The sequence below is a fragment of the Natrinema salinisoli genome (genome assembly GCF_020405205.1).
In the GTDB taxonomy this organism is placed as follows: Archaea; Halobacteriota; Halobacteria; order Halobacteriales; family Natrialbaceae; genus Natrinema; species Natrinema salinisoli.
The window spans coordinates 683172-709154 of record NZ_CP084469.1 but is presented as its reverse complement, the minus strand read 5'-3'; the positions used below and the strand labels follow the sequence as shown (position 1 = coordinate 709154).

The 25983-nt window shown below is 63.0% G+C and carries 19 protein-coding genes, 1 tRNA gene and 3 rRNA genes; 11 read left to right on the top strand and 12 right to left on the bottom strand.

From position 1 onward, the window contains the following. Positions 1–123: 123 nt before the first annotated feature. Positions 124–1038, top strand: a complete 915-nt coding sequence (locus tag LDB05_RS03540) for a cytochrome c oxidase subunit 3 (protein ID WP_226006551.1) — start codon at positions 124–126, stop codon at positions 1036–1038. A gap of 69 nt (positions 1039–1107) precedes the next feature. Here LDB05_RS03540 and LDB05_RS03535 read toward each other — a convergent pair whose 3' ends face one another. Beyond that, on the bottom strand, positions 1108–2820 hold the full coding sequence (locus LDB05_RS03535) for an RICIN domain-containing protein (protein WP_226006550.1): 1713 nt from the start codon (positions 2818–2820) through the stop codon (positions 1108–1110). A gap of 836 nt (positions 2821–3656) precedes the next feature. Between LDB05_RS03535 and LDB05_RS03530 the strand changes: the two genes are divergently transcribed. Beyond that, positions 3657–4481, top strand: coding sequence for a manganese catalase family protein (locus LDB05_RS03530; protein ID WP_226006549.1), 825 nt, complete (start codon positions 3657–3659; stop codon positions 4479–4481). 40 nt (positions 4482–4521) lie between these two features. On the opposite strand, the gene LDB05_RS03525 is transcribed toward LDB05_RS03530, so the two are convergent. Together LDB05_RS03525 and LDB05_RS03520 are read right to left on the bottom strand one after the other, a co-directional pair. Beyond that, a complete protein-coding gene (locus tag LDB05_RS03525) occupies positions 4522–5106 on the bottom strand; it encodes a DUF7979 domain-containing protein (protein WP_226006548.1) in 585 nt (194 codons plus the stop codon). Then, entirely contained in the window at positions 5103–7391 is a 2289-nt protein-coding gene (locus LDB05_RS03520; protein ID WP_226006547.1) for a DUF6789 family protein, read from the bottom strand. Before LDB05_RS03520 ends, LDB05_RS03525 begins: the two co-directional genes overlap by 4 nt. A gap of 220 nt (positions 7392–7611) precedes the next feature. On the opposite strand from LDB05_RS03520, the gene coxB reads away from it, so the two are divergent. After that, positions 7612–8388: a cytochrome c oxidase subunit II gene (gene coxB, locus LDB05_RS03515; RefSeq protein WP_226006546.1), complete on the top strand. Its 777-nt coding sequence runs from the start codon at positions 7612–7614 to the stop codon at positions 8386–8388. A gap of 593 nt (positions 8389–8981) precedes the next feature. Here the strand turns inward: coxB and rrf are convergent. The 4 genes from rrf to LDB05_RS03495 all read right to left on the bottom strand — a co-directional run bounded on the left by rrf (position 8982) and on the right by LDB05_RS03495 (position 14081). After that, positions 8982–9103, bottom strand: a 5S ribosomal RNA gene (gene rrf, locus LDB05_RS03510). Between the two features lie 129 nt (positions 9104–9232). Further along, positions 9233–12153: ribosomal RNA gene (locus LDB05_RS03505) — 23S ribosomal RNA — on the bottom strand. Positions 12154–12379: 226 nt separating this feature from the next. Next, positions 12380–12451, bottom strand: a tRNA-Ala gene (locus tag LDB05_RS03500). Positions 12452–12607: 156 nt separating this feature from the next. Continuing rightward, positions 12608–14081 (bottom strand): 16S ribosomal RNA (locus LDB05_RS03495). Together the 16S, 23S and 5S rRNA genes with 1 tRNA gene alongside form the textbook arrangement of a ribosomal RNA operon. A gap of 770 nt (positions 14082–14851) precedes the next feature. Here LDB05_RS03495 and LDB05_RS03490 point away from each other — a divergent pair. Beyond that, positions 14852–16159, top strand: a complete 1308-nt coding sequence (locus LDB05_RS03490; RefSeq protein ID WP_226006545.1) for a YncE family protein — start codon at positions 14852–14854, stop codon at positions 16157–16159. 45 nt (positions 16160–16204) lie between these two features. On the opposite strand, the gene LDB05_RS03485 is transcribed toward LDB05_RS03490, so the two are convergent. After that, positions 16205–16810, bottom strand: a complete 606-nt coding sequence (locus LDB05_RS03485; RefSeq protein ID WP_226006544.1) for a metal-dependent hydrolase — start codon at positions 16808–16810, stop codon at positions 16205–16207. Between the two features lie 571 nt (positions 16811–17381). On the opposite strand from LDB05_RS03485, the gene LDB05_RS03480 reads away from it, so the two are divergent. The 6 genes from LDB05_RS03480 to LDB05_RS03455 all read left to right on the top strand — a co-directional run bounded on the left by LDB05_RS03480 (position 17382) and on the right by LDB05_RS03455 (position 21725). After that, positions 17382–18470, top strand: a complete 1089-nt coding sequence (locus tag LDB05_RS03480) for an ABC transporter ATP-binding protein (RefSeq protein ID WP_226006543.1) — start codon at positions 17382–17384, stop codon at positions 18468–18470. Next, positions 18467–19309, top strand: a complete 843-nt coding sequence (locus tag LDB05_RS03475) for an ABC transporter permease (RefSeq protein ID WP_226006542.1) — start codon at positions 18467–18469, stop codon at positions 19307–19309. The genes LDB05_RS03480 and LDB05_RS03475 overlap by 4 nt, the downstream gene beginning before the upstream one ends. A 66-nt stretch (positions 19310–19375) precedes the next feature. Beyond that, the gene (locus LDB05_RS03470) at positions 19376–19603 is read left to right on the top strand and encodes a hypothetical protein (RefSeq protein WP_226006541.1); all 228 of its coding nucleotides are present in this window, start codon (positions 19376–19378) and stop codon (positions 19601–19603) included. A 43-nt stretch (positions 19604–19646) separates the two neighbouring features. Next, a complete protein-coding gene (hisD, locus tag LDB05_RS03465) occupies positions 19647–20942 on the top strand; it encodes a histidinol dehydrogenase (RefSeq protein WP_226006540.1) in 1296 nt (431 codons plus the stop codon). Positions 20943–21030: 88 nt separating this feature from the next. Then, positions 21031–21252 carry a hypothetical protein gene (locus LDB05_RS03460; protein ID WP_226006539.1) on the top strand — a complete coding sequence of 74 codons (222 nt, stop codon included), beginning with the start codon at positions 21031–21033 and terminating at the stop codon, positions 21250–21252. A 98-nt stretch (positions 21253–21350) separates the two neighbouring features. Next, positions 21351–21725: a HesB/IscA family protein gene (locus LDB05_RS03455; protein WP_226006538.1), complete on the top strand. Its 375-nt coding sequence runs from the start codon at positions 21351–21353 to the stop codon at positions 21723–21725. Positions 21726–21899: 174 nt separating this feature from the next. On the opposite strand, the gene LDB05_RS03450 is transcribed toward LDB05_RS03455, so the two are convergent. The 4 genes from LDB05_RS03450 to LDB05_RS03435 form a co-directional block, all read right to left on the bottom strand. Continuing rightward, positions 21900–22100, bottom strand: coding sequence for a dodecin (locus tag LDB05_RS03450; RefSeq protein ID WP_226006537.1), 201 nt, complete (start codon positions 22098–22100; stop codon positions 21900–21902). Positions 22101–22185: 85 nt separating this feature from the next. Next, positions 22186–22845 carry a DUF2238 domain-containing protein gene (locus LDB05_RS03445; RefSeq protein ID WP_226006536.1) on the bottom strand — a complete coding sequence of 220 codons (660 nt, stop codon included), beginning with the start codon at positions 22843–22845 and terminating at the stop codon, positions 22186–22188. Next, a complete protein-coding gene (locus LDB05_RS03440) occupies positions 22838–23458 on the bottom strand; it encodes a hypothetical protein (RefSeq protein WP_226006535.1) in 621 nt (206 codons plus the stop codon). Before LDB05_RS03440 ends, LDB05_RS03445 begins: the two co-directional genes overlap by 8 nt. An 81-nt stretch (positions 23459–23539) precedes the next feature. Further along, the gene (locus LDB05_RS03435) at positions 23540–24547 is read right to left on the bottom strand and encodes a metal-dependent hydrolase (protein WP_226006534.1); all 1008 of its coding nucleotides are present in this window, start codon (positions 24545–24547) and stop codon (positions 23540–23542) included. 195 nt (positions 24548–24742) lie between these two features. On the opposite strand from LDB05_RS03435, the gene LDB05_RS03430 reads away from it, so the two are divergent. Continuing rightward, entirely contained in the window at positions 24743–25954 is a 1212-nt protein-coding gene (locus LDB05_RS03430) for a pyridoxal-phosphate-dependent aminotransferase family protein (RefSeq protein ID WP_226006533.1), read from the top strand. Positions 25955–25983 lie beyond the last annotated feature (29 nt).

Here is a 25983-nt window from a genome sequence, read left to right as displayed (position 1 = left end):
GGGGTTCGGACGGCAGTTCATCGAGTCCGCGACCGCGTGTCGCCGGTGGCGCTATCGCTGTACCGGCAGTCTAATTGCCTGTACGCGGTGGTCCTTTTTCCGGTTCGACGTGGAAGCAGGGGTATGGGCTCTGGTGGACACACCGATTCGCCCGACGAGAACGTCCCTCGAGCCGACGGGTCCGATCACCGCGTTCCCGGGGGACAGGCACCCGAAGAGTACGGCGACCACCGCGGCCGCGGCGATCACGACGATCACGAGCACGACCACCGGAGCCGCTGGCCGCTGATCGCCGCCGCCGGGGCCGCCGGGCTCTACGGCGGAGCCGCCGTCTCCATCCTCGGACGCGAGACCGGACTCCTCCCGCCACTGCTCGGCGTCGGCCTCGCCGTCGTCGGGACCGTCGTCCTGCTGGCCGGCGTCGCCGGCTGGCTCGAGCAGGCGTTTGTAGCACCCGCTCGAGAGACGCTCGGAGCACCCAAGTCCCGCGAATCGTACGTCTCGACGACGCTCCTCTTCCTCGCGACCGACGTCTCGACGTTCGGCGCGCTGTTCATTTACTACGCCTTCGTCAGAATCGGGAGCTGGCCGCCCGACGAGCTGCCGCCGCTTCTGGGCTCGCTCGTGCTCGTCAACACCGCCATTCTGGTCGCCAGCAGCGTCACCTTCCACTACGCACACGAGGCGCTCGAGGGCGGCGACCGGCGGCGATTCCTCGGGCTCCTCGTGACGACGCTCGGACTCGGCCTGATCTTTCTCGTCGGCCAGGTCTACGAGTACTACGAGTTCGTCACCGCGGAAGGATTCACGCTCGCGAGCGGGGTCTTCGGGACCGCCTTCTTCGGCCTGACCGGTCTCCACGGGTTTCACGTCGCCCTCGGCGTCGCCGGTATCGCCGTTCTCACCTGGCGAGCGCTCCGAGGTCAGTACGGCCCGGATCGCGACACGTCAGTCGCGACCGTCTCGCTGTACTGGCACTTCGTCGACGCCGTCTGGCTCGTCCTCGTCCTCGTCCTCTACGTTGGCGCGTCGGTGTGACGGAATCGGGTGTGCCCGTTCGATCTCTCAGTGGCCGTCGATCGCCGCGTCGACGTGTCCCGTCGCTTCTCACGCGGGCGGTTCGGCGTAGGGATCCTCGACCGCTCGCGCCCACTGCGCCAACCACTCCCGAAGCCCGGTGTCGGGAACCGACAGCGAGTGTGCGGTTTCCCCGAGCGTCGGATAGCCGCCGACTTCCTCCTGGCTGTCGATGATTGCTCCCGACTGCTGCTGAACGTCGTCGATGAGTCGCTGATCGTGGGGCGTCCGATCGGCCGGACGCGCCCCCGCGTTCACGACGGCGTGATCGAGCACGTACCGGTTCGGCATGGCGTCCACGCCCTCGGGCCACAGCGGCCGGGACTCGAGTTCCGTCACGTCTCCGGTGAGCGGCCCGTTCACGTCGGAGGTGTTGTCCGCGAGGTACGCGCGACCGTGCTGGATGACGTAGTCCTCCGAGGAGTACGGTGTTCGACGGTATGCGTTGCCGACGATGCTAGTGACGGCGTCGTCGTCCAAATTCGTGACCTCGTTGCCGGCGGCGATCACGTTGTTGACCACGACGCTTCTGGTTCCGGACTTCAATCGCGGCTGTCGGTTGTCGCTCTGGGCCCAGACGTTCCCCAAGAGGGCGACGTCCGTCGCGTCGTCACCGACGAGCGTCCCGGCAGAGTGTGGATATTCCCCGCTGGCGTCGTGGAGCCCCTCCGCGATGAGGTTGTTCGAGAGCGTCGTCCGGTCGGTCCGGTAGCCGATCGACATGACCTCGTCGACGCTCCAGGCCGCAGTGCAGTGGTCGATGACGTTGTTCGAGGTCCCGTGACCGGTGTTGATCGCGTCGGGAGTCCAGTCGCGCTCGTTACCGGCGTCGCCCGGCTTCGACCGGATGTGCTGGACGACGCAGTCGTTCGCGTCGATGGAGAACTGTCCCTGGACGAGGGTGATTCCCGGCGATGGAGCCGTCTGGCCGGCCAGGAACAATTTATCGTTTTCGACGGAGAGCCACTGTTCTTCCAGGTCGATGACGCCGCCGACCTCGAAGACGACCACGCGCGGCCCGCTGGCGTTGACGGCCTTCGCCAACGCCTCCCGGGTCAACTCAGTGACCCTGATAACGCGCGTGTCGTCGTCCAGCCACTCGGCCGCTGTCGCGAACCCGTCGTCGGGTGCGAAGTAAGACGGTGCGAAGTGAGATCCCGGTTCCGCCGCCGACCCCGAGTCATCACCGCCGTCCGAAACCTGCGTAAACCGGAAGCGCTGGTTGGCACTATCCCCCCAGCCCCACTGCTGGAGCGACGCGCCGTGATCCGTTGACCCACCTGTCACGTCGAGAACGAGCCCGCTACCGACGTTTTCGATGCGGTATTGGTCACCGGTAACGTGTTCAATGCGGAACCGCTGCCTGGGCCGATCCAACCAGTCCCACTGCTCGACCGCTGCGCCGTGGCCGTCCGTCCCCTCGTCGATCGTCAGCGCCTTGCCAGTGTAGTCGTTGATGAGACGGTATTCGTCACCGTCACCGACCCGTTGGACGTGCCATTTCTGGTTTTCTCCCCGCCACCATCCCCACTGTTGGACGGCCCCGCCGTTCGCCGTCGATCCTCCCTCGACGTCGAGGACTAGCCCCGAATGGACGGCCTCGATCCGGTACGTCTCCCCGGCCAACCGATCTTTCGTCTCCGTACTTGACGAACCGGTGACACTCCCGGCCGTGCCGCCCAATACCCCGATCGATGCAACTGCCGCGAGATACGATCTGCGTGTTTCGTGTCTGTCTCCCATCTTCCTTTCCCCTGAACTGCGACGGCTACCGTCGGTGTCTCTCCGCAGCAGCGCCGCGACCGTAATGGGTTGTTTATACTACTTGAACCTGTTGTAATTTGCTATATAACAGATATATACTAGCAACTATACGTGACGGAAACTATCCGCAAACTCTTGACTACCCTACTGAAAGCCGAAAATCGGTCACCGAAGACGGCTGCGGACAACGCTCCCCGTCTGCACCAATCCGCCTACATAGTGACGAGAAATCGTCGCTCGTCGGCCCTCGAGACGTGGGAGCGACACCTGCCAACAGGACAGTACGAGACCCTCGGTAGTGGCCACGCATCGCACGGCCGTCCCACGGACGGCCTTCACAGTCGAGCTCGCGGACTCGATCACTCGAGATCGCTCTCGAGGACGTGTAGCCTCGGCGAGTTACACTCACAGAAAGTCGACTGACCGACGGGCTGTAGACTGCCATCGGGCCGGATCTGGACGATGCCGATCTCCTCGCAACGGTCACATCTGGCGGCCACTCGTTGGTTGTCGTCGTTGTCGCCCACCGGACTCACCTCGGGAACGGATCGTACCACAGCGACCGACGAAAAACCCCGGTGGTCGCCCGATTACAGGGGACGGTGATACGAATGTTCAATTCAGGTGAGTCGGCAACCCATCGACGAACTCCGCGGCTCTCGAGGTGACACGCTATCGGTACCCAGATACCGGTCGTCCCATCATACCTATCGTCAGCACCGACCGATCTCGCTCGAACTAGTACCAGCCAGTCTAACGTTCACTGCCGTCCACGACAGTGGTTTATCTCGCTGGTTGTGGGCAGGGATGAGTGGATGTTCTACCAAGAACCGGAGCTACAGTACGAGGTCACCGTCGAACAACCGGACCCACACTTCGCGAAGCTCCTCCAGCAAGCGATCGGTGGACAGGAAGGCGAGATGCGCGTCGCCCTTCAGTATATGTTCCAGGCCTGGGCAGTTCCGGAGGACCACGCCGAATACCGGACCCTGTTGATGGAGACCGCCGCCGAGGAACTCGGTCACATCGAAATGCTCGCCTCAGCAGTCACGAAGAACCTCCGCGGCTCGTCGAAGAGTATGAGCGACGAGGTCCGAGAAACCGCGGAGACGGCCGAGGCGATGACCGCACAGGGTCCACGTCAGTTCCTCTCCGCTGGCGAATCGGCGATGCCGGTCGACAGCAACGGCGTCCCCTTCACCGGCAACTACATCGTCGCGTCGGGTAACCTCGCCGGCGACCTTTACGCGAACGTGATGGCGGAGGCGACCGGGCGTACCCTCGCGACCCGACTCTGGGAGTACACCGACGATCCCGGCATGAAGGACATGCTCTCATACTTGATCGCCCGCGACACCCAACACCAGAATCAGTGGCTTCAAGCCCTGGAGACGCTGGACGATCCGGTACCGGTCCCAGCGAGCTTCCCGCAGGAACAGGAAAACCAGGAGTACAACTACACGTTCATGTCGACGAGGCGTAACGAACAGCCCGATCCCGAGATGCCGTGGACCCAGGGGAGTTCCCCGGACGGCAAGGGAGAGTTCTCCTACGCACCGGACCAACCAGGTGACGGAGAGGTCATCGCGCCCGACCCGGACCCGATGACGAACGACGAGGCGAACAGGACCGACGACTAAATTGGGCGCACCGTCTCCCGATGGCCCCAATCTCGACCCCTCACTCCGTCCGTTCGCCCTGAATCCGTTCCTCGAAACCAGCCATCTTTCGGTATATCGGCGGCGTCAGGACACCGACAACTCCCATGAGAATCCCGATCACTCCGATCGGGAACAGCAACGGTGCGACTTCGAGACAGGAATTTTGCGACGTGATCTGCACGTAGAAGCGATCGCCCTCGTACTCGACGAGCACCCCCTCGAGCAACGCCCCCCGGTTCGCCAACTCGCCGTCGACTTTCGCCTCCTGGAGGGGACTCTCGATGGCCTCCTCGAGGGCCGCTCGTTCGGCCGGCGAGAGTTCCCCCGCGGGCAGCGTTTCGATAGTCGCCGGCGGCGTCTCACCGTCGGCCACGGGCTCGGCCGTGATACTGGGGGACCCACAGAGGCCGATCCCGTCCTGAACGACGACGTAGCCCCCCGCGATCGCGAGGGGGAGACCGGCGGCGATCAGGAGGACGCCCAGAAAGGGTGCGAAATACGTTAACACCAACGATTCGGAGGACGTCGTCGGCTCGATCGGACCGGTACTATCGGTCGCAGGCGGTTCGGTCGCGTCGGGTGATGAGTCCTCATCGCCGCTCATCGATATTCGTCCTCCCCCGTCGACGGACGACGCCGACGGCCGCCGAGATACGCGATCGTTCCCGCGAGACCCAGCCCGTAGATCCAGTGTGCGAGCAAGACGAAGAGCAGGTACGCAACCAATTCGAGCCCGGTCTGACCGGTATAGAACGCGATCGCGAATCCGGAGGCGATCACCGTCGCGTACCACAGGCCGGTGACGAGAGTGAGTTCGCCCGGCAGGTACTCGCCCAGCGACAGAAACAGCAGGGACCAGACCGTCATCCCACCGACGAGGAACAGGCCGTATCCGAGGGCGAGATTCGCCGGCAACCCGACGAGCGTCGCCAGATTCGCGAACGACTCGAGGTCGAACACCCCCAACGCCACTGCCAAGATGAGCACGGCGGTCATGAGCATCGTCCCGACGAAGCCACCGGCTGCGCCGATCCCGGCGTCGTTCGCGACGGTTCGCGCGACGGGCTCGATCCGACCGTAAAGCGACGGCGGGCGCTCCTCCTGTGCGGGTACGTACGACGGGCGGACCGTCTCGGGTTCAGTCGGCGCGATTCCGCGCTCGCGCTCGAGTCGGTCCTCGAACCACTGCCACTCGGGCGTGAACTGCTCGGTCGCCTTCAGCTCCCAGGGGTCGCTCGTCTCGATCGGCGTCCCCTGAAAGTACGACCAGAGCATGTTGTAGAGCCACATGAGGACGCTAATGCCGATGATGAACGCGCCGACCGTCGCGGCGACCTGTAGCCCCGAGTACCCCGGCGGATAGGTCGCGTATCGGCGAGGGAGCTCGAGAAAGCCGAGCGCCATCAGCGTCATGAACGTGAGCGCCGACCCGATAACCAGCAGCGACGACTGGAAAATCGCGAGCCGTCGATCGTACATCCGGCCGGTAAGCATGGGATACCAGTAGTAGCTCGCGGCGAACATCATGAGCGGGATGATTCCCATGAGGATGAGGTGGAAGTGGCCGACGACGTAGTAGGTCCCGTGATACATCACGTCGACGGGGATGACGGCGAGGAAGATCCCCGTGACGCCACCGACGATGAACAGACCGATCGAGCCGATACAGAGGATCGTCGGTGCGGCGAGCCTCACGTCGCCGTTCCACATGGTGGTGATCCAGTTGAATACCTTGATCGCACTCGGGACGGCGATGGCGATCGAGGTTGCCATGAAACTCGCTCGAACGCGGGGATCGACGCCGGTTACGAACATATGGTGCGCCCAGACGCCGAACGAGAGCACCCCGATAGCGATCGTCGAGTAGACGATGAATTTGAATCCGAACAGCTTGCGGCCGACGAACTTCGGGAGGATCAGGCTCATCAGCCCGGTCGCCGGCAGGAAAATGATGTAGACTTCCGGATGGCCCCAGAACCAGAGTAGATGTTGCCAGAGAATCGGGCCGCCGCCCTCGACCGCGAAGAAGGTCGTCCCGAAGTTGCGATCGAACAGGAGCATGAGCAGGGCCGTCCCGAGCAGCGGGAACGCGAAGACGATGATCGCGCTCGTGACGAGCATGTTCCACGAGAAGATGTCGAGGTTGGCCCAGCCGATCGACTCGTCGCGTTCGTAAATGATTGTCGTGATGAAATTGATCGCCCCGATCGTGGTAGCGATGCCACTCAAGTGGAGCCCCAGAAGAAGGAAGTTCGTCTGTGGGTTCGGCGCCAAGGATAACGGCGGATACATCGTCCACCCGATCGCCGGCTCCTGAAACGCCAGCAGGACCGAGATCCAGTCGGTCGGCACGACGACCGCGAGGACCGCACCCGTCACTTCGGCGATTATTCCCAACCTAGAAAGCAAGAGCGCGGGCGGTAACAACCAGAACCCGACCGCGTTGAGCCGCGGAAACGCCATGTCGTCGGCGCCGATCAGCAACGGCAGGAAGTAGTTCCCGATCCCGAAGAACACCGGCGTGACGAAGAAGATCAGCATCGTCAGCCCGTGCATCGTGAACAGCTCGTTGTACGTCTGCTCGGTCCAGATATTCGCCTCCGGGGTCAACAGATGCGTCCGAATCATCATCGCGTCGATCCCGCCCCAGATAGCCGCGACGGTCCCGAAAGCGATGTAGAGCATCCCGATCTCGCGGTGATTCGTCGTCGTCGTCCAGCGAACGGCCGCCACCTTCGCGTCACTGAGGGTGACCCGTCCGTAGCGGCCCACCGCGTAGCCGCCGTCCGGCGCTGGCTCCGCTCGTAACCGCTGTGCGGAAAAAACTACCAGTAAACAGCTGACGACGACGGCACCGAATACCGAAACCTCAACGAGTGCACGGTTCACCGTCGCCCGTCACCTCCGCTGGCCCGAGCGTACTGCCCGTCGCCGCACATAGCGATGGACTCACCATCGCCCCCAATAAAGATGAACTGACAATTACGTGAGTGTCGTCATCGTTGATGCATCATTCAGTCCGTATCTGCGAACTACGACCAGTATACTGTTGTGACAGTAACTCGAGCTATGACGGACATATATTACGCCGACCGTCGAAGCCACGGCAATGAGTCGCCGTCGACGCACCTTCGTCTCAGTCGTCGTCGCTGGATTCTCGAGCCTTCTCGTACTAACTGCATCCGTCGCCGCGCAGTCGGAAAACCGCGACCTCATCGATGGGCTCGAGTACCAGCTTCTCTACGTCGCTCTCCCCCTGACGTTGTTCGTCCTCGTGATCCTGGTCTACGCGGCCGTCAAGTTCCACGACAACGACGATCCACAGCCGACCACCGAGGACCCCGCCCTCGAAATCACCTGGACCGCCGCGACGGCGATCATCCTGCTTTTCGTCGGCCTCTCTGGCTACAGCGTCCTCGTCAGCCCATACGTGTCTCCGTCACAGGCCCTCGACGCCGACAACCGCAGTCAGGAGGGAATCGGATCGTTCGAAGAACTTCCCGACACGGGCGACGAGGAGATCCACGTTCGCGGATACCAGTGGGAGTGGCAAGCGACCTATCCCGAATCGAACGCCACGACCGAGAACGAAATCGTGATCCCGGCCGATCGAAACGTCACCGTCTGGCTTACCAGTGACGACGTCATTCACTCGTTGTTCGTGCCGGATCTGGCCATCAAACAGGACGCGTTCCCCGGCCGCTATACCCGCGCCCGAACGATCGTCTCCGAACCCGGCCGCTACAACGCTGTCTGCGCCGAATTCTGCGGCGCCGGCCACTCGCGGATGGACGCTACGATCGTCGTCGTCGAACCCGACACCTACGATCAGTGGCTCGCGGAGACCGAAGGGGAAAACATCACTGAGCCGCCTGAGCCGAACTGAGAACCGACACTGTTCGCTCACTCGAATCGTCTCACGTCGAATCGGTCGCAAGAACGGGGACGAACCGATATGAACGGGTCGAGCCTGCAAGAGTTAAACCAGCCCCGTTCCTAGAACGGGTGCGTGCCTTTAGTCCCCGTCCGAGCAAACCCATTCGGGTGCGATGACAGCACGGCGAACCCGGGCACGCAACAGTAGTACCGGGGAGCTCCCACGAGGTCCCCCGCCCGGCACGAGGGTTAGCCAGCCGACGCGGCACGCCGCCACGGGATGAGGCTGGACGTTAGTGTTCCGGGTGACATTTTCACGCAGTAGCAGATTAGGGAACAGAATTCCGTTGCTACTCGACGGAACGGATCAACACTGGCTATTCGAGAACGTCGTCAGTGAATCGCTGGAGAATGATTCTACGTCGGGTGGGAGCGTGACGGAACCATTGTCGGTGTCTGATTCGGGCTCGATCGCTCTGTATCGTCGTGACGGTTCGTATATCGGTACCGAATTCAGTTTAGCCACTGGAAGCAGCGGTATATACGCAGAAAACCCCACAGGGCCACTGCAATGCAGTGGCTCTGTAGGGTTGTGAGTATGAATGGTGGCGGCGAAACGAATTTCCCAGAGGGTCGCCCACTCCAGTACTGATCGTAACGCAGGCGAGCTTATCTTCCGTGTTCGGGATGGGTACGGGAGGAACCTCGCCGCTGTGGCCGCCGTAATGCCGATCAACGGGATCGAACCGTTGTGATACCAATATCGGTCGGTGTGTCCAAGACCGTAGTATACGTGTAGTCCAGTTTGCGTCCGGACCCGTTCTCGCGTCACGGATCCAATGCGATGTAGTATGAATGTGTGGCTCGATCGATTAGTGCTCGCGGGCTCAACACCTCGTTGCCTTGGTGCGTACACCCCGAGTCTATCGAACTCGTCTTCTACGAGTGATCTCAGTGGTATCTCTTTTTCAGGTGGGTTTCGAGCTTAGATGCGTTCAGCTCTTACCCCGTGGTGCGTCGCTGCCCAGCACGTGCCCTTCCGGACAGCTGGTACACGAGTGGCACCCATTCGTAGTTCCTCTCGTACTATACGAACGTTCCCGTCAGATACCGTAACACCCCCAATAGATAGCAGCCGACCTGTCTCACGACGGTCTAAACCCAGCTCACGACCTCCTTTAATAGGCGAACAACCTCACCCTTGCCCGCTTCTGCACGGGCAGGATGGAGGGAACCGACATCGAGGTAGCAAGCCACTCGGTCGATATGTGCTCTTGCGAGTGACGACTCTGTTATCCCTAAGGTAGCTTTTCTGTCAGCAATTGGCCGCATCAAGCAGCCTAATTGGTTCGCTAGACCACGCCTTCGCGTCAGCGTCCGTCGTTGTGCCGGACACTGTCAGACTTCCTTTTGCTCTTGCGCTCTTCCTCGGGTCTCCGACCCGAGTGAGGAAATCTTGGGGCGCGCCCGATATCTTTTCAGGCGCGTACCGCCCCAGTCAAACTGCCCGGCTACCAGTGTCCTCCGCCAGGAGTGAGAGTCGCAGTCACCATCGGGTAGTATTTCAATGTTGGCTCGGTGGCCCGCTAGCGCGGGTACCTGTGTAACGCCTCCTACCTATGCTGCACAATGGCGACCACGTCTCAGTGACAGCCTGCAGTAAAGCTCTATAGGGTCTTCGCTTCCCCTTGGGGGTCTCCAGACTCCGCACTGGAACGTACAGTTCACCGGGCCCAACGTTGGGACAGTGGCGCTCTCGTTGATCCATTCATGCAAGCCGCTACTGAAGCGGCAAGGTACTACGCTACCTTAAGAGGGTCATAGTTACCCCCGCCGTTAACAGGTCCTTCGTCCCCTTGTACGGGGTGTTCAGATACCTGCACTGGGCAGGATTCAGTGACCGTACGAGTCCTTGCGGATTTGCGGTCACCTATGTTGTTACTAGACAGTCGGAGCGCCCGAGTCACTGCGACCTGCCTCTTCGCGAGGCAGGCATCCCTTATTGCGAACGTACGGGACTAACTTGCCGAATTCCCTAACGTCGGTTGATCCCGACAGACCTTGGCTTTCGCCGCCATGAGTACCTGTGTCGGATCTCGGTACGGACAGTGTGCTCGCTTTTTCACGGGCTCTGGGTAGACCTGACTTGCGCGATCCTGCCATTCGAACGCTTCGTGCCATTACGGCTTCCACGCTCTTCGACAGTTCGACCGGGCGAAAGCCCGGCTCAGGCGGCCCCAAAGCGTCAGCTTTGAGTGCACACTGGCATAGGAATATTAACCTATTTCCCTGTTGTCTGCGTCGACTTACGGGCAGACTTAGGACCGGCTAACCCTCAGCTGATCAGCATTGCTGAGGAACCCTTACTCGTTCGGCCGTCGGGGTTCTAACCCGACTAACGCTGCTACTATGACCAGGATTTTCGTTACTGAACGGTCCACACGAAATCTCTTCCGTGCTTCCACCCGAACAGAACGCCAACCTACAAGATTGCGGTGTGAACCGCACTGCTAGGTCTCGGTGGTAGACTTGAGCCCCGATCATTTTGGGCGCCTCAAACCTCGGCCGGTAAGCTGTTACGCTTTTCTTAGAGGGTAGCTGCTTCTAAGCTCACCTCCCGGCTGTCTAGGGCTTGAGACCACCTTCGATCGCACTTAGTCTACACTTGGGGACCTTAACCCAGCTCTGGGTTGTCTCCCTCACGGTACACAGGCTTACCCCGTGCACCGGACTCCCTGCGTCAAACGACGTTTGTAGGTTCGGAGTTGGACAGGGGGGCGCACTCCTCTCGGAGTGCGGTCCCCCAATCCGTTGCTCTACCCCACAAACTATCTCGGCAGAGGTCATGCTTCGACATGTTTCGGTTGGAACCAGCTGTTTCCGGACTCGATGGGCCTTTCACCCCTAGACGTAGGTCACGAGAGGGTATTGTAGGACACCAACTCTAACAGACTTCCACGTGCCTTTCGGCACGCTTCATCTTGCCCACGCCTAGATCGTCCGGTTTCGGGTCGTACCCGTTTGACTCCCCGCGCTTGAACACGGTGGTCCTGGTGCAAAGCACTGCGACCATATCGGTTTCCCTACGCCTTCCCAGATGATCTGGTTAGACTCGTCAAACAGGCACACTCCCTGGTTCGTTTTTCAAAACGTACGACAGAACACCGGCTTCCCAAACTTCTTACTACAGGTTCGCACCTGATTCATTTTGTCCGGGACCTTGTGTGCCCTGTCGCTCCATCGCCAACTGATTTCACGCCCTATTGCACCTCCCTTCGTGGGGTGCTTTTCAGCGTTCGCTCACGCTACTTGTTCGCTATCGGTCTTGAGGAGTGTTTAGTCTTCGCGGTCGATGCCCGCGATATTCACGAGGGATATCCAACCCCCGCTACTCTGGAACTGACTCGTCTCTTACTCGTCGACAATACGGGACTGTCACCCTGTTTCGTGCTCTATTCCAAGAGACTTCCTGTCGGCTTCCGGAGAGTGATTGTCAGTCCGAACACCACATTGCCCGTGAAGGCTTCGGTTTGGACTGTGTCGCGTTTATTCGCCATTACTAACGACATCGCGTTTGCTTTCTTTTCCTGTCGATACTAAGATGTTTCAATTCTCGACGTTCCCCATTGCGCGAAGCAATTGCGGTGGGGATTCCCATTCGGAGATCCTGAGTTCTTCGCCTCCGTGCGGCTCCCTCAGGCTTATCGCAGCTTGGCACGTCCTTCGTCAGCTCTCAAGCCGAGCGATCCACCAGCTGGCACAGTAGCCACGTTCATCGGATCGGCAGTCGTAACGGATGTTACGACCACGTAGTGACCCGGGAACGGGTCCAGTGGACGCCTGGACTACACGTACACACGGTCTCATCTGCACGCCGTAGACGCGGCATGCATTAACCCTTCCCACCCGCGTTTACACGGGGTGGTGCATCGGTTCGTTCGGATTCAATCGTCGGGCCGTCTCCCACTTAAGGGGCACGATCCGAGATTTCCTCCGAGACATGGACCCACAGGGATTCGAACCCTGGGCATCCTCCTTGCAAAGGAGGCACTCTACCACTGAGCTATGGGCCCACGTCCGCCCACGATGGGCGGACAGAGCGTATTGTGTTAGCCTCGGTAGTTCAAAGGTGCCCGATCGGCCGAACGCTGGTCGATCGAACGTGGACTGCGTGGCGCAAAGCGCCACGAGTCAAGGTGGGTCAGGCACGACGGCCTGATCCCGGTCTGTGGAGGTGATCCAGCCGCAGATTCCCCTACGGCTACCTTGTTACGACTTAAGCCCCCTTGCGGAGCCCAGATTCGACCAGCGTTGCACTGGCCTCATCCGGACCCCACTCGGGTGCTTTGACGGGCGGTGTGTGCAAGGAGCAGGGACGTATTCACCGCGCCCTTCTGAGGCGCGATTACTACCGAATCCAGCTTCATGAGGGCGAGTTTCAGCCCTCAATCCGAACTACGACCGAGTTTCGGAGATTAGCGCCCCCTTTCGGGGTTGCATCCCACTGTCTCGGCCATTGTAGCCCGCGTGTCGCCCAGCACATTCGGGGCATACTGACCTACCGTTGCCCGTTCCTTCCTCCAGTTTGGCACTGGCAGTCCTCCTAATGTACCCAACCACCACAAGGGTGTTGCTGGCAATTAGGAGTGCGGGTCTCGCTCGTTGCCTGACTTAACAGGACGCCTCACGGTACGAGCTGACGGCGGCCATGCACCTCCTCTCAATGGCTCCAGTAAGATCATCAATCTGACCTTCACTGCACATTGTCGATGCTGGTGAGATGTCCGGCGTTGAGTCCAATTAAACCGCAGGCTCCTCCGGTTGTAGTGCTCCCCCGCCAATTCCTTTAAGTTTCATCCTTGCGGACGTACTTCCCAGGCGGTCTGCTTCACGGCTTCCCTACGGCACAGCACAGGCTCGTAGCCTGTGCCACACCTAGCAGACATCGTTTACAGCTCGGACTACCCGGGTATCTAATCCGGTTCGTGACCCGAGCTTTCGTCCCTCACCGTCGGATCCGTCTTCCAGAGGCGCTTTCGCCACCGGTGGTCCGTCCAGGATTACGGGATTTCACTCCTACCCCGGACGTACCCCTCTGGTCTTCCGGTCCCAAGCCACACAGTTTTCACCGGACGCCCGCGCGTTGAGCGCGCGGATTTCCCGATAAACTTGCGTGGCCAGCTACGGACGCTTTAGGCCCAATAATAGCGGTCATCACTCGTGCTGCCGGTATTACCGCGGCGGCTGGCACCGGTCTTGCCCAGCACTTATTCTACGACCACCTTACGGTCGTGAAAAGCGAGGGCTATATGCCCTCGCACTCGGAGTCCCCTTATCGCACTATCGTGCAGTGTAAAGGTTTCGCGCCTGCTGCGCCCCGTAGGGCCCGGTATCTTGTCTCAGATACCGTCTCCGGGCTCTTGCTCTCACAACCCGTACCGATTATGGGCACGGTGGGCCGTTACCCCACCGTCTACCTAATCGGCCGCAGCCACATCCTATGGCGCCGTAACGTTTCGCGTTCACACCACTCTAGGTGTTGAACGGTATTCCGGATTAGCCTCAGTTTCCCGAGGTTATCCGGATCCATAGGGCAGTTTGGCCACGTGTTACTGAGCTATCTGCTACGAGTCTGAACTCGTGCAACTAGCATGGCTAAATCGGACTCCAATAGCAATGACCTCCGGCAGGATCAACCGGAATGCTATATGTTACTCCCCGTGAGGGGAGGGTCTGTTGGCGGTGAATGTTGATACACACTCACACATAATGGTCCACGTTCGATGACACGTTGATCGTCGACCGATCGGGCGTCACCGAACTACCAAGGCTAACATCAGATCCCATCTGTACGGCGGACCGCAGGGGTGGAATCCTCATCTCTTGCGGATGTATTCGTAGTCTGTCTGGGGTACATAACCCCTTCGGACTCGAGCCATCCGAGATGACGGGACGAGTTGAACGTCCCGTCGATCACGTCTTCTTTCGCGTTCATATCCAACTGCCCTCGTACATATAAGGGCATCGGATCACAACCGCGCCGGAAACCGCATCCGGCACGGACTTTCACGCGTGTGATAATACGATTCCGATTATATAAGGAATCGCACCGTGACACCGTCGATTCGGTGTCGATCACGATGATCCGAGTGCCCTCGAGAGAGGAGAGAACGGACAGAACCGTTTCCTCGACGAGAGCGGATATGATGCCTACCTCCGTGCCGGGTCGCGGCCGGAGGGAACGCGGCGGCGAGCGCCACGTCGTTCGCATTACGTTCGAATGCCGGGTGAACAGATAAGGCCGTCGTCTCGGTCGTTCATTGTCCTGCGTTGGGCATTCACGAGGGGTATGTACTCACACGAAGTTGGGTCCGAGCAGCGACACACTCAACGAACGGTACGGAGACGTCTCTCGAGACGAATTCTCTGCCGTAGGGCACAGTTCCTTTACTCGTCGGACGGGACCTGTCGGTATGGACGGGCGACGAGCGGGCGACCGAGACTACTGTGAATCGACGTCGACTACGGAGCCGATCGATCCGTTTGCCGGCGGTATCGATCGGCGACGGCTCCTCGAGTCGTCGGCAACGGTAGGTGCAGCAGTGGCCGTGTCGGGCTGTCTCTCGGAGGAACGCACCGAGCGCGCACTGACGGTGTACGTGTTCAACAACGGCGATCGGACGGTCAGCGTCATCGACGCCGAAACGGACGAGCTCCTCGAGAGTCCGTTCATCGATACGACGGCGTCGTTTCCCGCAAATCAGTACGGGACGAGTGCGGAGTCGTCGTACGACGCGTGCTGGCTCAACGTCAGCGGGGGCGTTCGCGCGTTCGACCAGCACACGCTGGACGGGATCGGCAGCGTCGAGACGGGCTACGGGGCGAACTATCCGAACCTGACGCCGGACGAGGAGCATCTGGTGGTCGCGTCGGGCGGGACGACGACGCTCGATCCTGATCCGGACGAGCCTGAAACACACACCATCAGTCGGATCGGTGCGAACCGCGAGCGCAACGAGTTCGCATCGGTCACTGGCGAGATCGAGACCGAGTACACGGGCCCCTGCGACGTCACCCTCGCGCCGGACGGCGAATACGCGTTCGTGCCGGAGATCGCGAACGAGACGCTGGCCGTCGTCTCGATCGACCCGTTCGAGGTCGTTACGCGAGTCGACGTCGGTGAGCCCGCCGGCGACGGGAAGGTATTGCCGTTCATGGCGACGGCCTCGTTCGATGGGGAGCTCCTGATCGTCGAAAACGGTGAGGGAGAGCTCGGTTCGAACCCGTCAGTACCGCGCGAGGGATCGGAAAGTGTCTGGGACGTGTCGGATCCGACGGAGCCGGTCGAGCGTGAGCGAATCACGCGAGACGACGGGTTGCCTGCGGCCCCGATTACGAGCGAAATCGGGCCCGACAGCGAGGTGGCATATCTCTTTACGCCCGACGCCGAGAGCGTGACGGTGATCGACCTCGAGGCGGGAGCCGTCGATCGCGAGCTCGACGTTGGCGGGCGGTCGATCTCGGGCGCGTGGGGCCCGCGTCGCGAGAAGCTCTACGTTCCGGTGCAGACGGCGAATCAGGTCGCGGTGATCGATCACGCGAACCGAACGGTCGCTACGACGATCGATGCGGGTGAATCGCCGACGGGCGCGATCGCCGGAAGCGTCCGTCCCGATACCGACGCGAGCCAGCAGTTCCTCGGCTCGCTCTCGTCGCTCGGTGTCGACGTCGGTGAGCAAGAAATGGCGCACTGTCCGGACGGCAACTGTTACTGCGGGTAAGAGGGCGCGGACGAGAGCGATCGAATCGATAGCGGCCGCCTCGGATTATCCGTCCCGTTCCGACCCGTTCCGAACGAGCACGAGCCGCTGACATCCCGACAGGAACTCGCGGAGAACGGGCACGCCATCGTAGAGCCAGAGAAGGAACGCGAACGCGGCAAGCCCGAACTGGAGCCGGACGTACGTGGAGACGTCACCGGCGAGTATCTCCTGGAGATATCGACCGAACAGCATCGCGAACGACTCGAGGAACCCCTGACTGGGAGAGCTCGACGGGACGGTCGCGACCGGCCAGAGTACGATTTCGAGATAAACCACACCCTCGCTGAGATAGGTGTACAGGAGATCACCCAGCGGGTGCAAGAGGGACCCGATCGCGAGGGCGACTCCCGTTCGTGGACGGCCGGCCGCGTGCGTGATCGTACCGACGGCGATCGAGAGCGGGACGAGGAAAAACAGCGAGTGTCCGAGCGCGTAGCCGGCGTCGAAGACGCCGAACTCCCACGCGAGCGGTTTGTCGATCAAATCCGGGAGAACCGACGCGAAGACGACCGTGAACGCGTCGAGTCCGCCGGGAGAGTCCCGGAAGACGACGTGGCTGAGCAGTGAATAGACGACATAGCCGACGATCGCGTGTTCCCACGGCCACATAGGTGCGTGGTGTGGTGGGCATAGAATAGTTATGCAGCGCTTGCAGACGGGGGACAGACACGGGAAAATCGGACGAGTTACGACACGATCTCACGGCTCACAGACGGGGAAAGCCGGTGGGTTCGTCCGAACACCGATCAACCAGACGGGCCGGTTGTCGCGGGCGATCGACCGGTAGTCGATCGAGACGGGTTCGAACGTCCGTCGCTCGAGTAACCGCCCCGAGTCGGACGAGGGTGTCGATCGTGGGCTCCGCGCCGACGGTCGGGAAGTCGCCCTGGTTCAGTATCTCGAGTCCGGGTAGGACTACGGCTCGCAGCAGTGCAAAATCACCCGGTGCGTGGCTGAATCGGTCGACGATAGGGCAGCTGAGGGGATCGGTCGTCCCAGTAACGAGAGCGTACGTCTCTGGAGAGCATCCACGAGCGCCATCGAGTGCGATCTCGAGCCGGTCGAGGAGTAGTGGCAGTCGGTCGGATTGGCGGTATCGGTTCGACGATCGCTCGCGTTTCGAAGGTGTACCGTGAGTTCGAACTCACACGTATTTCCCCGTCCTCGTCCTACTACGACCGTGACCGACTACGCTATCGAGGCCCGCGACGTGGCGGTGACGTACGCGGACGGAACCGAGGCCGTCCGTGACGTCGACCTCCTCGTGGAGCGGGGAGAGTTCTTCGGCTTCCTGGGGCCGAACGGGGCGGGGAAGACGACGATGATCAAGACGCTCGTGACGTTACTGCGACCGACCGCCGGCTCGGTGACGGTGAACGGCTTCGACGCCGTCGCGGAGCCGCGGAGCGTGCGGGCCACGGTCGGATACATGGCACAGGAGACGAGCGTCGATCCGGAGCTGACGGCTCGAGAAAACCTCCGGTTCGCCTGCGACGCATACGGAGTTCCGCGGGCCGAGCGGGGCGGCCGGATCGACGAGTTGCTCGAGCTCGTCGAGTTGACGGAGGTCGCGAACAAGGTGGCCGACGACTTCTCCGGCGGGATGAAAAAGCGCCTCGACGCGGCGACCGCGCTGGTTCACCGGCCGCCGCTGGTGTTTCTCGACGAGCCGACGACCGGGCTCGATCCGGCGGCACGAAACCGGCTCTGGGCGTACTTCCGGCGGATCAACGACGAGGGAACGACGGTCTTCTTGACGACGCAGTACCTGGAAGAGGCGGACCAGCTGTGCGACCGATTGGCAGTCATTCAGAACGGGTCGGTCGTCGCGGACGGGACGCCGGACGCGCTGAAGCGTCGCGTCGGGGGAGAGGTTCTCGCCGTCGAACTGGCCGACGGCGACGAAAGCGACCGCGCAGTCTCGATCGCACGCGGGGAAGGCGTGTTCGCCGACGGTGCGACGATAGAACCGACCGCGAACGGACTCACGGTGACCGCGCGCGACGCGCGGACGCGCGGGACGGATCTGTTGGTCGCCCTTCGCGACGCCGGAATCGGCGTCGTGGGATTCGACGTCCGGGCACCGACGCTCGACGACGTGTTCCTCGCGGTGACCGACGAGGGGGCCGACGGCGAGCAGGCGAGCGAAACCGGATCGTCTCCGACCCACGCTACCCCGTCCGAGACGGTCGGGGATGGCGGCCGGGACTCGAGCGAGACGGAACCCAGTGGCGAGGACGGAACTACCGAAAACGGGGTCGACCGATGAGTACGCCCAGCGTCGACCGCCACGGGGGAAGTTTCGCGAGCGACGTGTGGGTGACGTTCGTCCGGTGGACGATCAAGTCGGTTCGGAACCCCTTCGTGCTCGTCGTCTCGCTCGTCCAGCCGATCATCTTCCTCGTGTTGTTCACCCAGGTGTTCGGCGGCGTCGCGACGAGCGCGCTCGAGGGGATCACCTACGAGACGTACCTCGTCCCGGCGATCGTGATCCAGGTGGCGCTGGTGGCGGCCGCGACGTCGGGCATCGGGCTGGTCAACGACATCGAGAACGGCATGTTCGAGAAGACGCTCGTGAGTCCGATGAACCGTAGCGCCGTCTTTTTGGGCAAGACGCTGGCCGAGGTCGTCCGAATCGTTGCCCAGGTTGTAATCGTGCTCGGACTAGGCGTCCTGCTCGGTGCCGAGGTCGCGACCGGGATCGTCGGTGCGGTCGGAATCGTCGGCATTTGCGTCCTGTTCTCGGTCTGGTTCACCGCGTTCTCGAACGTCCTGGCCGTGGTAACCCGCGACGAGGAGTCGACGATCATCGGGGCGAACCTGCTCCAGCTCCCCTTGCTGTTCGTCTCGAGTGCCTTCCTCCCGCTCCCGGCGCTACCGGGGTGGATCCGGACGGTCGCGACGTTCAATCCGATCACCTACGGCGTCGACGCCGCCCGCGCGGTGATGCTCGGCGAGGACACCATGACGGTCGTCGAGGTCACTCGCTTCGATGGGATGTGGAACACGCTCGTTCCGGCACTGGTCGTCCTGCTGGTGCTCGCGGTACTCTTCGGCTCGGTTGCCGTCTACGCGATCGGACGCGCTGCCAGTGCGGACGTGCGGTGACGAGTCGCGCGGGGTCGACCGGGACGTAACCGATACGATTTAGCGATCGCGGGCGTAGAACGAGACATGGACCGATCGGGCTTCGTCAAACTCGCGATCGTCGCGTTCGGGCTCGTGATCCTGAGCTTCTTCGTGCGCGGGACCAGCCGACTCGTTCTCGGCGCGGACACCGCCGAACTGCTCCAGGCACCGATCGCGGTCGTCGGCTTCGCCCTCCTCGTCTACCTCTTCGTGCGGGCGACCCTCGACGCCGCGGGGATCTGGGAGGTCGAGAATCCCGATACCGACACGTGAGCGGAAGGAAACCGTTTTTCGCCCGCCGCCCGAACCGATCCGCATGACAATGGATGTAGCTGCGGTCGCGGACCTCGGACCGGACGACCGCGCGGCCTTCTTCGAGCGCGACGCCGGGATCGAGTCCGTCAGGGGAGACGTCGAAGAGATCGTCGAGCGAGTGCGCAAGGAGGGAGACGTCGCCGTCCGGGAGTTCACGAGCGACTTTGACGGCGTCGAGGTCGGAAACATCGAGATCACCGACGAGTGCGAGCGCGCGTACGACGAAATCGACGACGAAACCCGGGACGCGATCGAGACGGCTGCGGCGAACGTTCGCGAGTTCCACGAGGCCCAGCTCCCCGAGGACTGGCAGCGGGAGTTCGATACCGGCCGAGAGCTCGGTCGGCGCTTCCGACCGCTCGAGCGCGTCGGCGTCTACGTCCCCGGCGGCTCGGCGGCGTATCCCTCGAGCGCGATCATGGGGGTCGTGCCGGCGGTCGTCGCGGGCGTCGACCACGTCTCGGTCGTCACCCCGCCGGCCGACGACCCGAGCCCGGTGACCCTGGCGGCGATTCACGCCGCGGGGGCGGACGCGGTCTTCAGCGTCGGTGGCGCACAGGCGATCGCCGGGCTCGCCTATGGAACGGAGACGATCACGCGGGTACAGAAGATCGTCGGGCCCGGAAACAAGTGGGTGACGGCGGCCAAGGCCATCGTTCGGGGAGACGTCGAGATCGACTTTCTCGCGGGGCCGAGCGAAGTGGTCGTGATCGCCGACGAAACCGCCGATCCCGAGATCGTCGCCGCGGAGCTGGTCGCACAGGCCGAACACGATCCCAACGCCTCGGTCGTGGCCGTTACCGACGACGAGGCCACCGCCGACGCGGTGGCTGCGGCCGTCGACGAACAGGCTGGCAAACGCGAGCGAGAAGACGTGATCAGAGCGGCGTTAGAGAACGACGCGAGCGGCGTCCTCCGCGCCCGATCGATGAGCGAGGCGATCCTCTTCACCGAGGAGTACGCCCCCGAGCACCTCTCGATCGTCGCCGAGGACGACGACTCCCTCCTCGCACGCATCGACAGCGCGGGCAGCGTCTTCCTCGGGTCGAACACCCCAGTCGCGGCCGGCGACTACGCCAGCGGTACCAACCACGTACTGCCGACCAACGGCGGCGCTCGCGTCACCGGCGGTCTCTCCGTCGAAACGTTCCTTCGATCGACGACGGTGCAGCGACTCTCGAGACACGGCCTCGCCGAGCTGGGCGAGACGATCACCACGCTCGCGGAGGCCGAAGGGCTCGAGGCCCACGCTGAGAGCGTCCGGATTCGACTCGCAGACGACGAGGGCGAACGGTAGTTACCGGTAGACCGCCAGTTGAAGGGAGTTTCAGGTTTTCACGTCGCAAACTGGTTTTACGTAGCTGGAGGGTGGAGTAGCCGGTGAGATGGAACCGCGTGTGAACCCGATGGACGGGCGCGTCCTCGAGCGCAACTACGATTACGCACAGCGGAACGTGCGGCTCCTCTCGATGTGGTACGACTGCGAGCTCGAGCGAATGCTCGAACTCCTGGCGAAACACGACATCGAGCTCTCCCGGAACGACGAACGGCAGTTCGGAACGTACTACTGGTCGCTCCGACGGCGACCGAGTCGCTACGGCGAGTAGGGGGGCACTCGGCCAGGACGGCGCGTAACCGGATTCAGCTAGCTCGTTCGTCGGTGAAGGGCGTCACAGTTAACATCGTCGCGCCGGAATGGAGTGGTATGAGCACGGACAGTATGGACGGCGGGGACGCGGACACGCGGCCGAAGATCGAAGTAACCGAAGACGCTGCCGAGCAGGCTCTCTCCCTGCTCGAGGGCGAGGACCTCGACGTGACGGAAGCCGGCCTTCGGCTGTTCGTCCAGCAGGGCGGTTGTGCGGGCCTCTCCTACGGGATGCGTTTCGACGACGCGCCGGACGAGGACGACACGATCTACGAGCACCACGAGCTCCGCGTGTTCGTCGACCCGGCGAGCCTGAAGTACATCGAGGGGAGCGTCCTCGACTACGAGGACGGCCTCCAGGCCGAGGGGTTCCACGTGGACAACCCCAACGTCGTCAGCGAGTGTGGCTGCGGCGAGTCGTTCCGGACGTAATTCGAGACCAGACCTGACCGTCCCACCGAGTCACGTGCGACTCGAGGTCGCACGCGTCAGATCGCCGTCACCGATCTTTCTGCGTCGAGTTTCCGATCGGCAGTCGTAACTCGCGGGAGCGATGCGGCCAAAAAAGAGCGTGTCTCGACTGCAACCGGCTCGCCGCGCCGGCCGTTACTCCTCGAGTTCGAACGCGACGGTGACCTCGGCCTGGTACTCGCGGTCGTCGGCGCTGGCGATTTCGACGCCCAGTTCGTCGACTTCGATCCAGTGGACGTTCTGCAGGGTCGCTTCCGCGCGGTCGATGGCGTCGTCGGCTGCGGCGTCGAAGCTCTCGGGGCTGGTGCCGATGAGCGTGATTTTTTTGAATACCATAGCCCGAGTACCTACAGCCCGTGTTGATGTAAAACACGGCGTCCGTTCGAGGCGAGTCGGACCGTCTGCGTCGCCGATGCGACGGTCAGTCGGCCCGGCTCTCGAAGCGGTCGCGGATCGCCCCGGAAACGTCCGTGAGGTAGGCCCCGCCCCACAGTGCGACGATGATGGCCCCGATGGAGTTGAACACGAAGTCGAGCATCGTATCGCCGAGGCCGTACTGAGTGAGCACGGCTCTGGTTCCCATGGCGTCGGCCGCGAGCGCGATGGCGAACTCGAGGATCTCCCAGAGGACCCCGAAGGCGATGACGAACAGGAGGATGAACACGGCGACGAACTTCTGCGGCAGGTGGACGCCCTCGGCGTGCTCGTCGAACGCGCGGACGGTCGCGTATCCTGCGCCCGCGACGAGCGACGCCGACAGCGCGTGAGTCATGTGGTCCCACCACCAGACCTGGCTGTAGAGCGTTCTGGTGGCCCCCGGCAGTCCGACGGTGCCGAAGGCGTGGAGGAACACCGCGGTGGTGATCCACAGCGTGAGACGCGGGTCCATCGGAATTTCGTAGTCGCGCTCGAGCAGCGGCGGGAGCTGGGTGACGGCCAGCGCCACGGCGGTATTGACGACGATCCCGCCGTTGCCGCGTTCGATGCCGACGAACAGCATCCCGATCAGCCCGACTTCCATGAGGTAGGTGAGCTGGCGCTGGCGGTGCTGGGACGGCAATCGACTCGCGAGGTTACGCATCGTCACCCTCCGCGACCGGTCGGACGTCCGCCGGAAGGCGTCGTTCGGGGCGGACGTACCGTCTGAAGTACAGTTCGAAGACCACACCGGCGCCGAAACCCGCGACGGCCGAGTACACGAATTCCCACATCACCTCGTCGTGATCCAGGAGAAACGGGATACCGAGGAGCTGGTCCGCGCTCCATCTGAGGAGGGCCCACAGCCCCGCCGCCGCCATCGTCGCGACGACGACGAGGACGATGGCGAAGGTCGGCGTCATCCGCACCGACGTAAACGACTGGAGTTCGACGACGATGACGAGCGCGATCGCCGCGACCGAGAGGTACGCCGCGAAGTGGCCGGTGAGCCGGTCGGCTCCGACGGCCATCCCGAGGACGGGCAGGGCCGCCAAAAGCAAGACCTCCCAGGGGAGCATTACCAGCGACGACCGAAAGGCGATCGGCGGGAGCAAGGCGAGAGCGACGAGCACTGCCGCGAAGGTCGCCCACAGGAACCCGCTGCCCGTCGCGAGTTCGCCGACGCCGATCGCCCCGATCGCGGCGACCAACAGCCACGCGATCGCCGCGTTGGTTCGGTCGTCCCCGATCAGTTTCTCGAGTGACGTCTGAGACACAGTGACTGATACTGACCGTTCTCACTAAAACATATGTAGTCGTCTCCGGGTTCCGGCGAGGGGACCGAGACGTGCCGGCGGTCACGCCGGACCGACGACGGAGACGTAGACCGTGACGTAGGAGACGAGCGCGACGGTCACAGCCGCCAGCGCCGTCAGTACCACCTCGAGAACGCCGTCGGTCGAGGGCAGGCCGCGATCGATCGCGCGGGGACGGATCAGCGACGGCGTATCCCGAACGACGCCACAGAGGACGCCGAGGCCGAGGATCGAGAAGACGAAATGGTAGGACACCGCGAGGGTCGGCGGCGCTGCTGCGAGCGGGGCGACGCCGTACGCGACGCTGACCGCGGCCCGACGGTCGACGGTCGCGAGGATCGAACGATCGGTGAGGCGACATATTACCGCCAGGGCGAGCCAGATGGTGGCGAGTTCGATCGCGAACGCGCCGAGCAGGTGCAGTGTCGGATCGGCACTGAGGACGAGCCGGGACTCGAGGATGGGGGAGGGGAAGGGGAAAAACCAGTCCGGCGGCGAGCCGGTGACGAGGTCGCCCCACGGGTGTGACCAGAGTCCCCAGAGCGCGGCGACGGCGACCGTCGGCGGCGAGAACGTCGAAACGCGAGCGACCGCGCGGGCGACGAGCAGGCCGCTCGCGACGAACAAGCCCGTGACGAGCGCGGCGATCGGGCCGCCCCAGGCGAGCGCGATCACGACGAGAGCGACGAGGAGCGCCGACCCGGCGGTGTGAGCGACTCGAGCACGACCGGAGTGGACGCGATCGGAACTGCTGCGGGCGGCGAGCAGGCCGAACGCCGGTGCGGCGACCGCACCGACGACCAGCGAGTGGGTGACCGAGCGGTGGACGCCCCGGCTCGCGTCCCAGAAGGCCGCCGGCGCACCGACCGCACCGTCCGCCGCTTGCCACTCGAGGAGGCCCACGAGCGCGTACGCGACGTCGACGTCCGGAATCGTCGCGAACACACCGGCCAGCGCACCGACGAGGAGGGCCCGTCGGGTCTCCCAGCCTCGCCAGTCGGCGACGAACGCCGCAACGGCAAACGCGAGGAGACCATGGCCGATGAACACGATGTATCGGTTATGTGTTGCGTCGGCTTAAACGGCTCGCAGCCGTGGCAAGAGCCATCGATCGACACGTATCGACTGGGATCGGAGGTATTCGACCGGACCAAACCGGAAGACCGGTCGGCGGATCGGTCGATCGTGGGGCTGTAATTCGCCGCTGCCGGTAGGTCTTTGCAAGTGGCACTCGAGCACACGCCCATGGCTCAGGAAGCGTCGAACGAGACGGCTCGCGCGCCATCCGTCGGCGAACTCACACCCCCGGATCGGACCCTGATGGGGCCCGGACCGAGCGAGGTCAATCCGCGCGTGCTTCGCGCGATGAGTACGCCGCTCGTCGGTCATCTCGATCCCTCGTTCATCGAGATCATGGACGAGGTCCAGGAGCTGTTGCGGTACACGTTCCGGACGGACAATCAGTGGACCATTCCGGTTTCCGGAACCGGGTCCGCCGCGATGGAGGCTGCGATCGGCAACGTCGTCGAACCGGGCGACACGATGCTCGTACCGACGAACGGCTACTTCGGGGGTCGAATGGCCTCGATGGCGCGTCGAGCGGGCGGCGACGTCGTCGAAGTCGATGCGCCGTGGGGCGAACCGCTCGACCCCGACGACGTCGCGGACGCGCTGGCCGAACACGACCCGGACGTCTTCGGCTTCGTTCACGCCGAGACGAGTACCGGTGTCCTCCAGCCCGACGTGCCGGAGCTCACCGCCGCGGCCCACGACCACGACGCGCTCGTGATCGCCGACAGCGTCACCTCGCTGGGCGGCGTCGAGCTGCGAGTCGACGAGTGGGACATCGACGTGGCGTACTCGGGCCCGCAGAAGTGTCTCTCCTGTCCGCCCGGCGCGAGTCCGCTCACCCTCTCGGACGGTGCGATGGAGAAGGTCCTCTCGCGAGAGGAAGAGCCCCGCTCGTGGTACCTCGACCTCTCCCTGCTCGAAGGGTACTGGGGCGACGAACGCGCGTACCACCACACGGCACCGATCACGAACGTCTACGCGATCCGCGAGGCGCTGCGACTCGTCGCCGAGGAAGGCATCGAGGAACGCTGGGCGCGCCACGAGCGACTGGCGGGCGCGCTGAAAGCCGGCGCCGAGGCGATGGGGCTAGAGATGAACGCCCCCGACGAGTACTGGCTGCCGAGTCTGAACGCAGTCCGCGTCCCCGACGGGATCGACGACGGCGAGGTCTGTGACGCGCTGCTCGAGCAGTACGACCTCGAGATCGCCGGCGGACTGGGCGACCTCGCCGGCGAGATCTTCCGGATCGGCTGTATGGGCCACTCGGCGCGGCCGGAGAACGTGATCTACGTCGTGACGGCGCTGGGCGACGTCCTCGAGTCGATGGGCGCGGACGTCGATCCGGGCGCCGGTGTGACTGCGACGCGACGCGCACTCGGAAAATAAGCGACGGGCGGTTGTTTTCGCGATTCGAC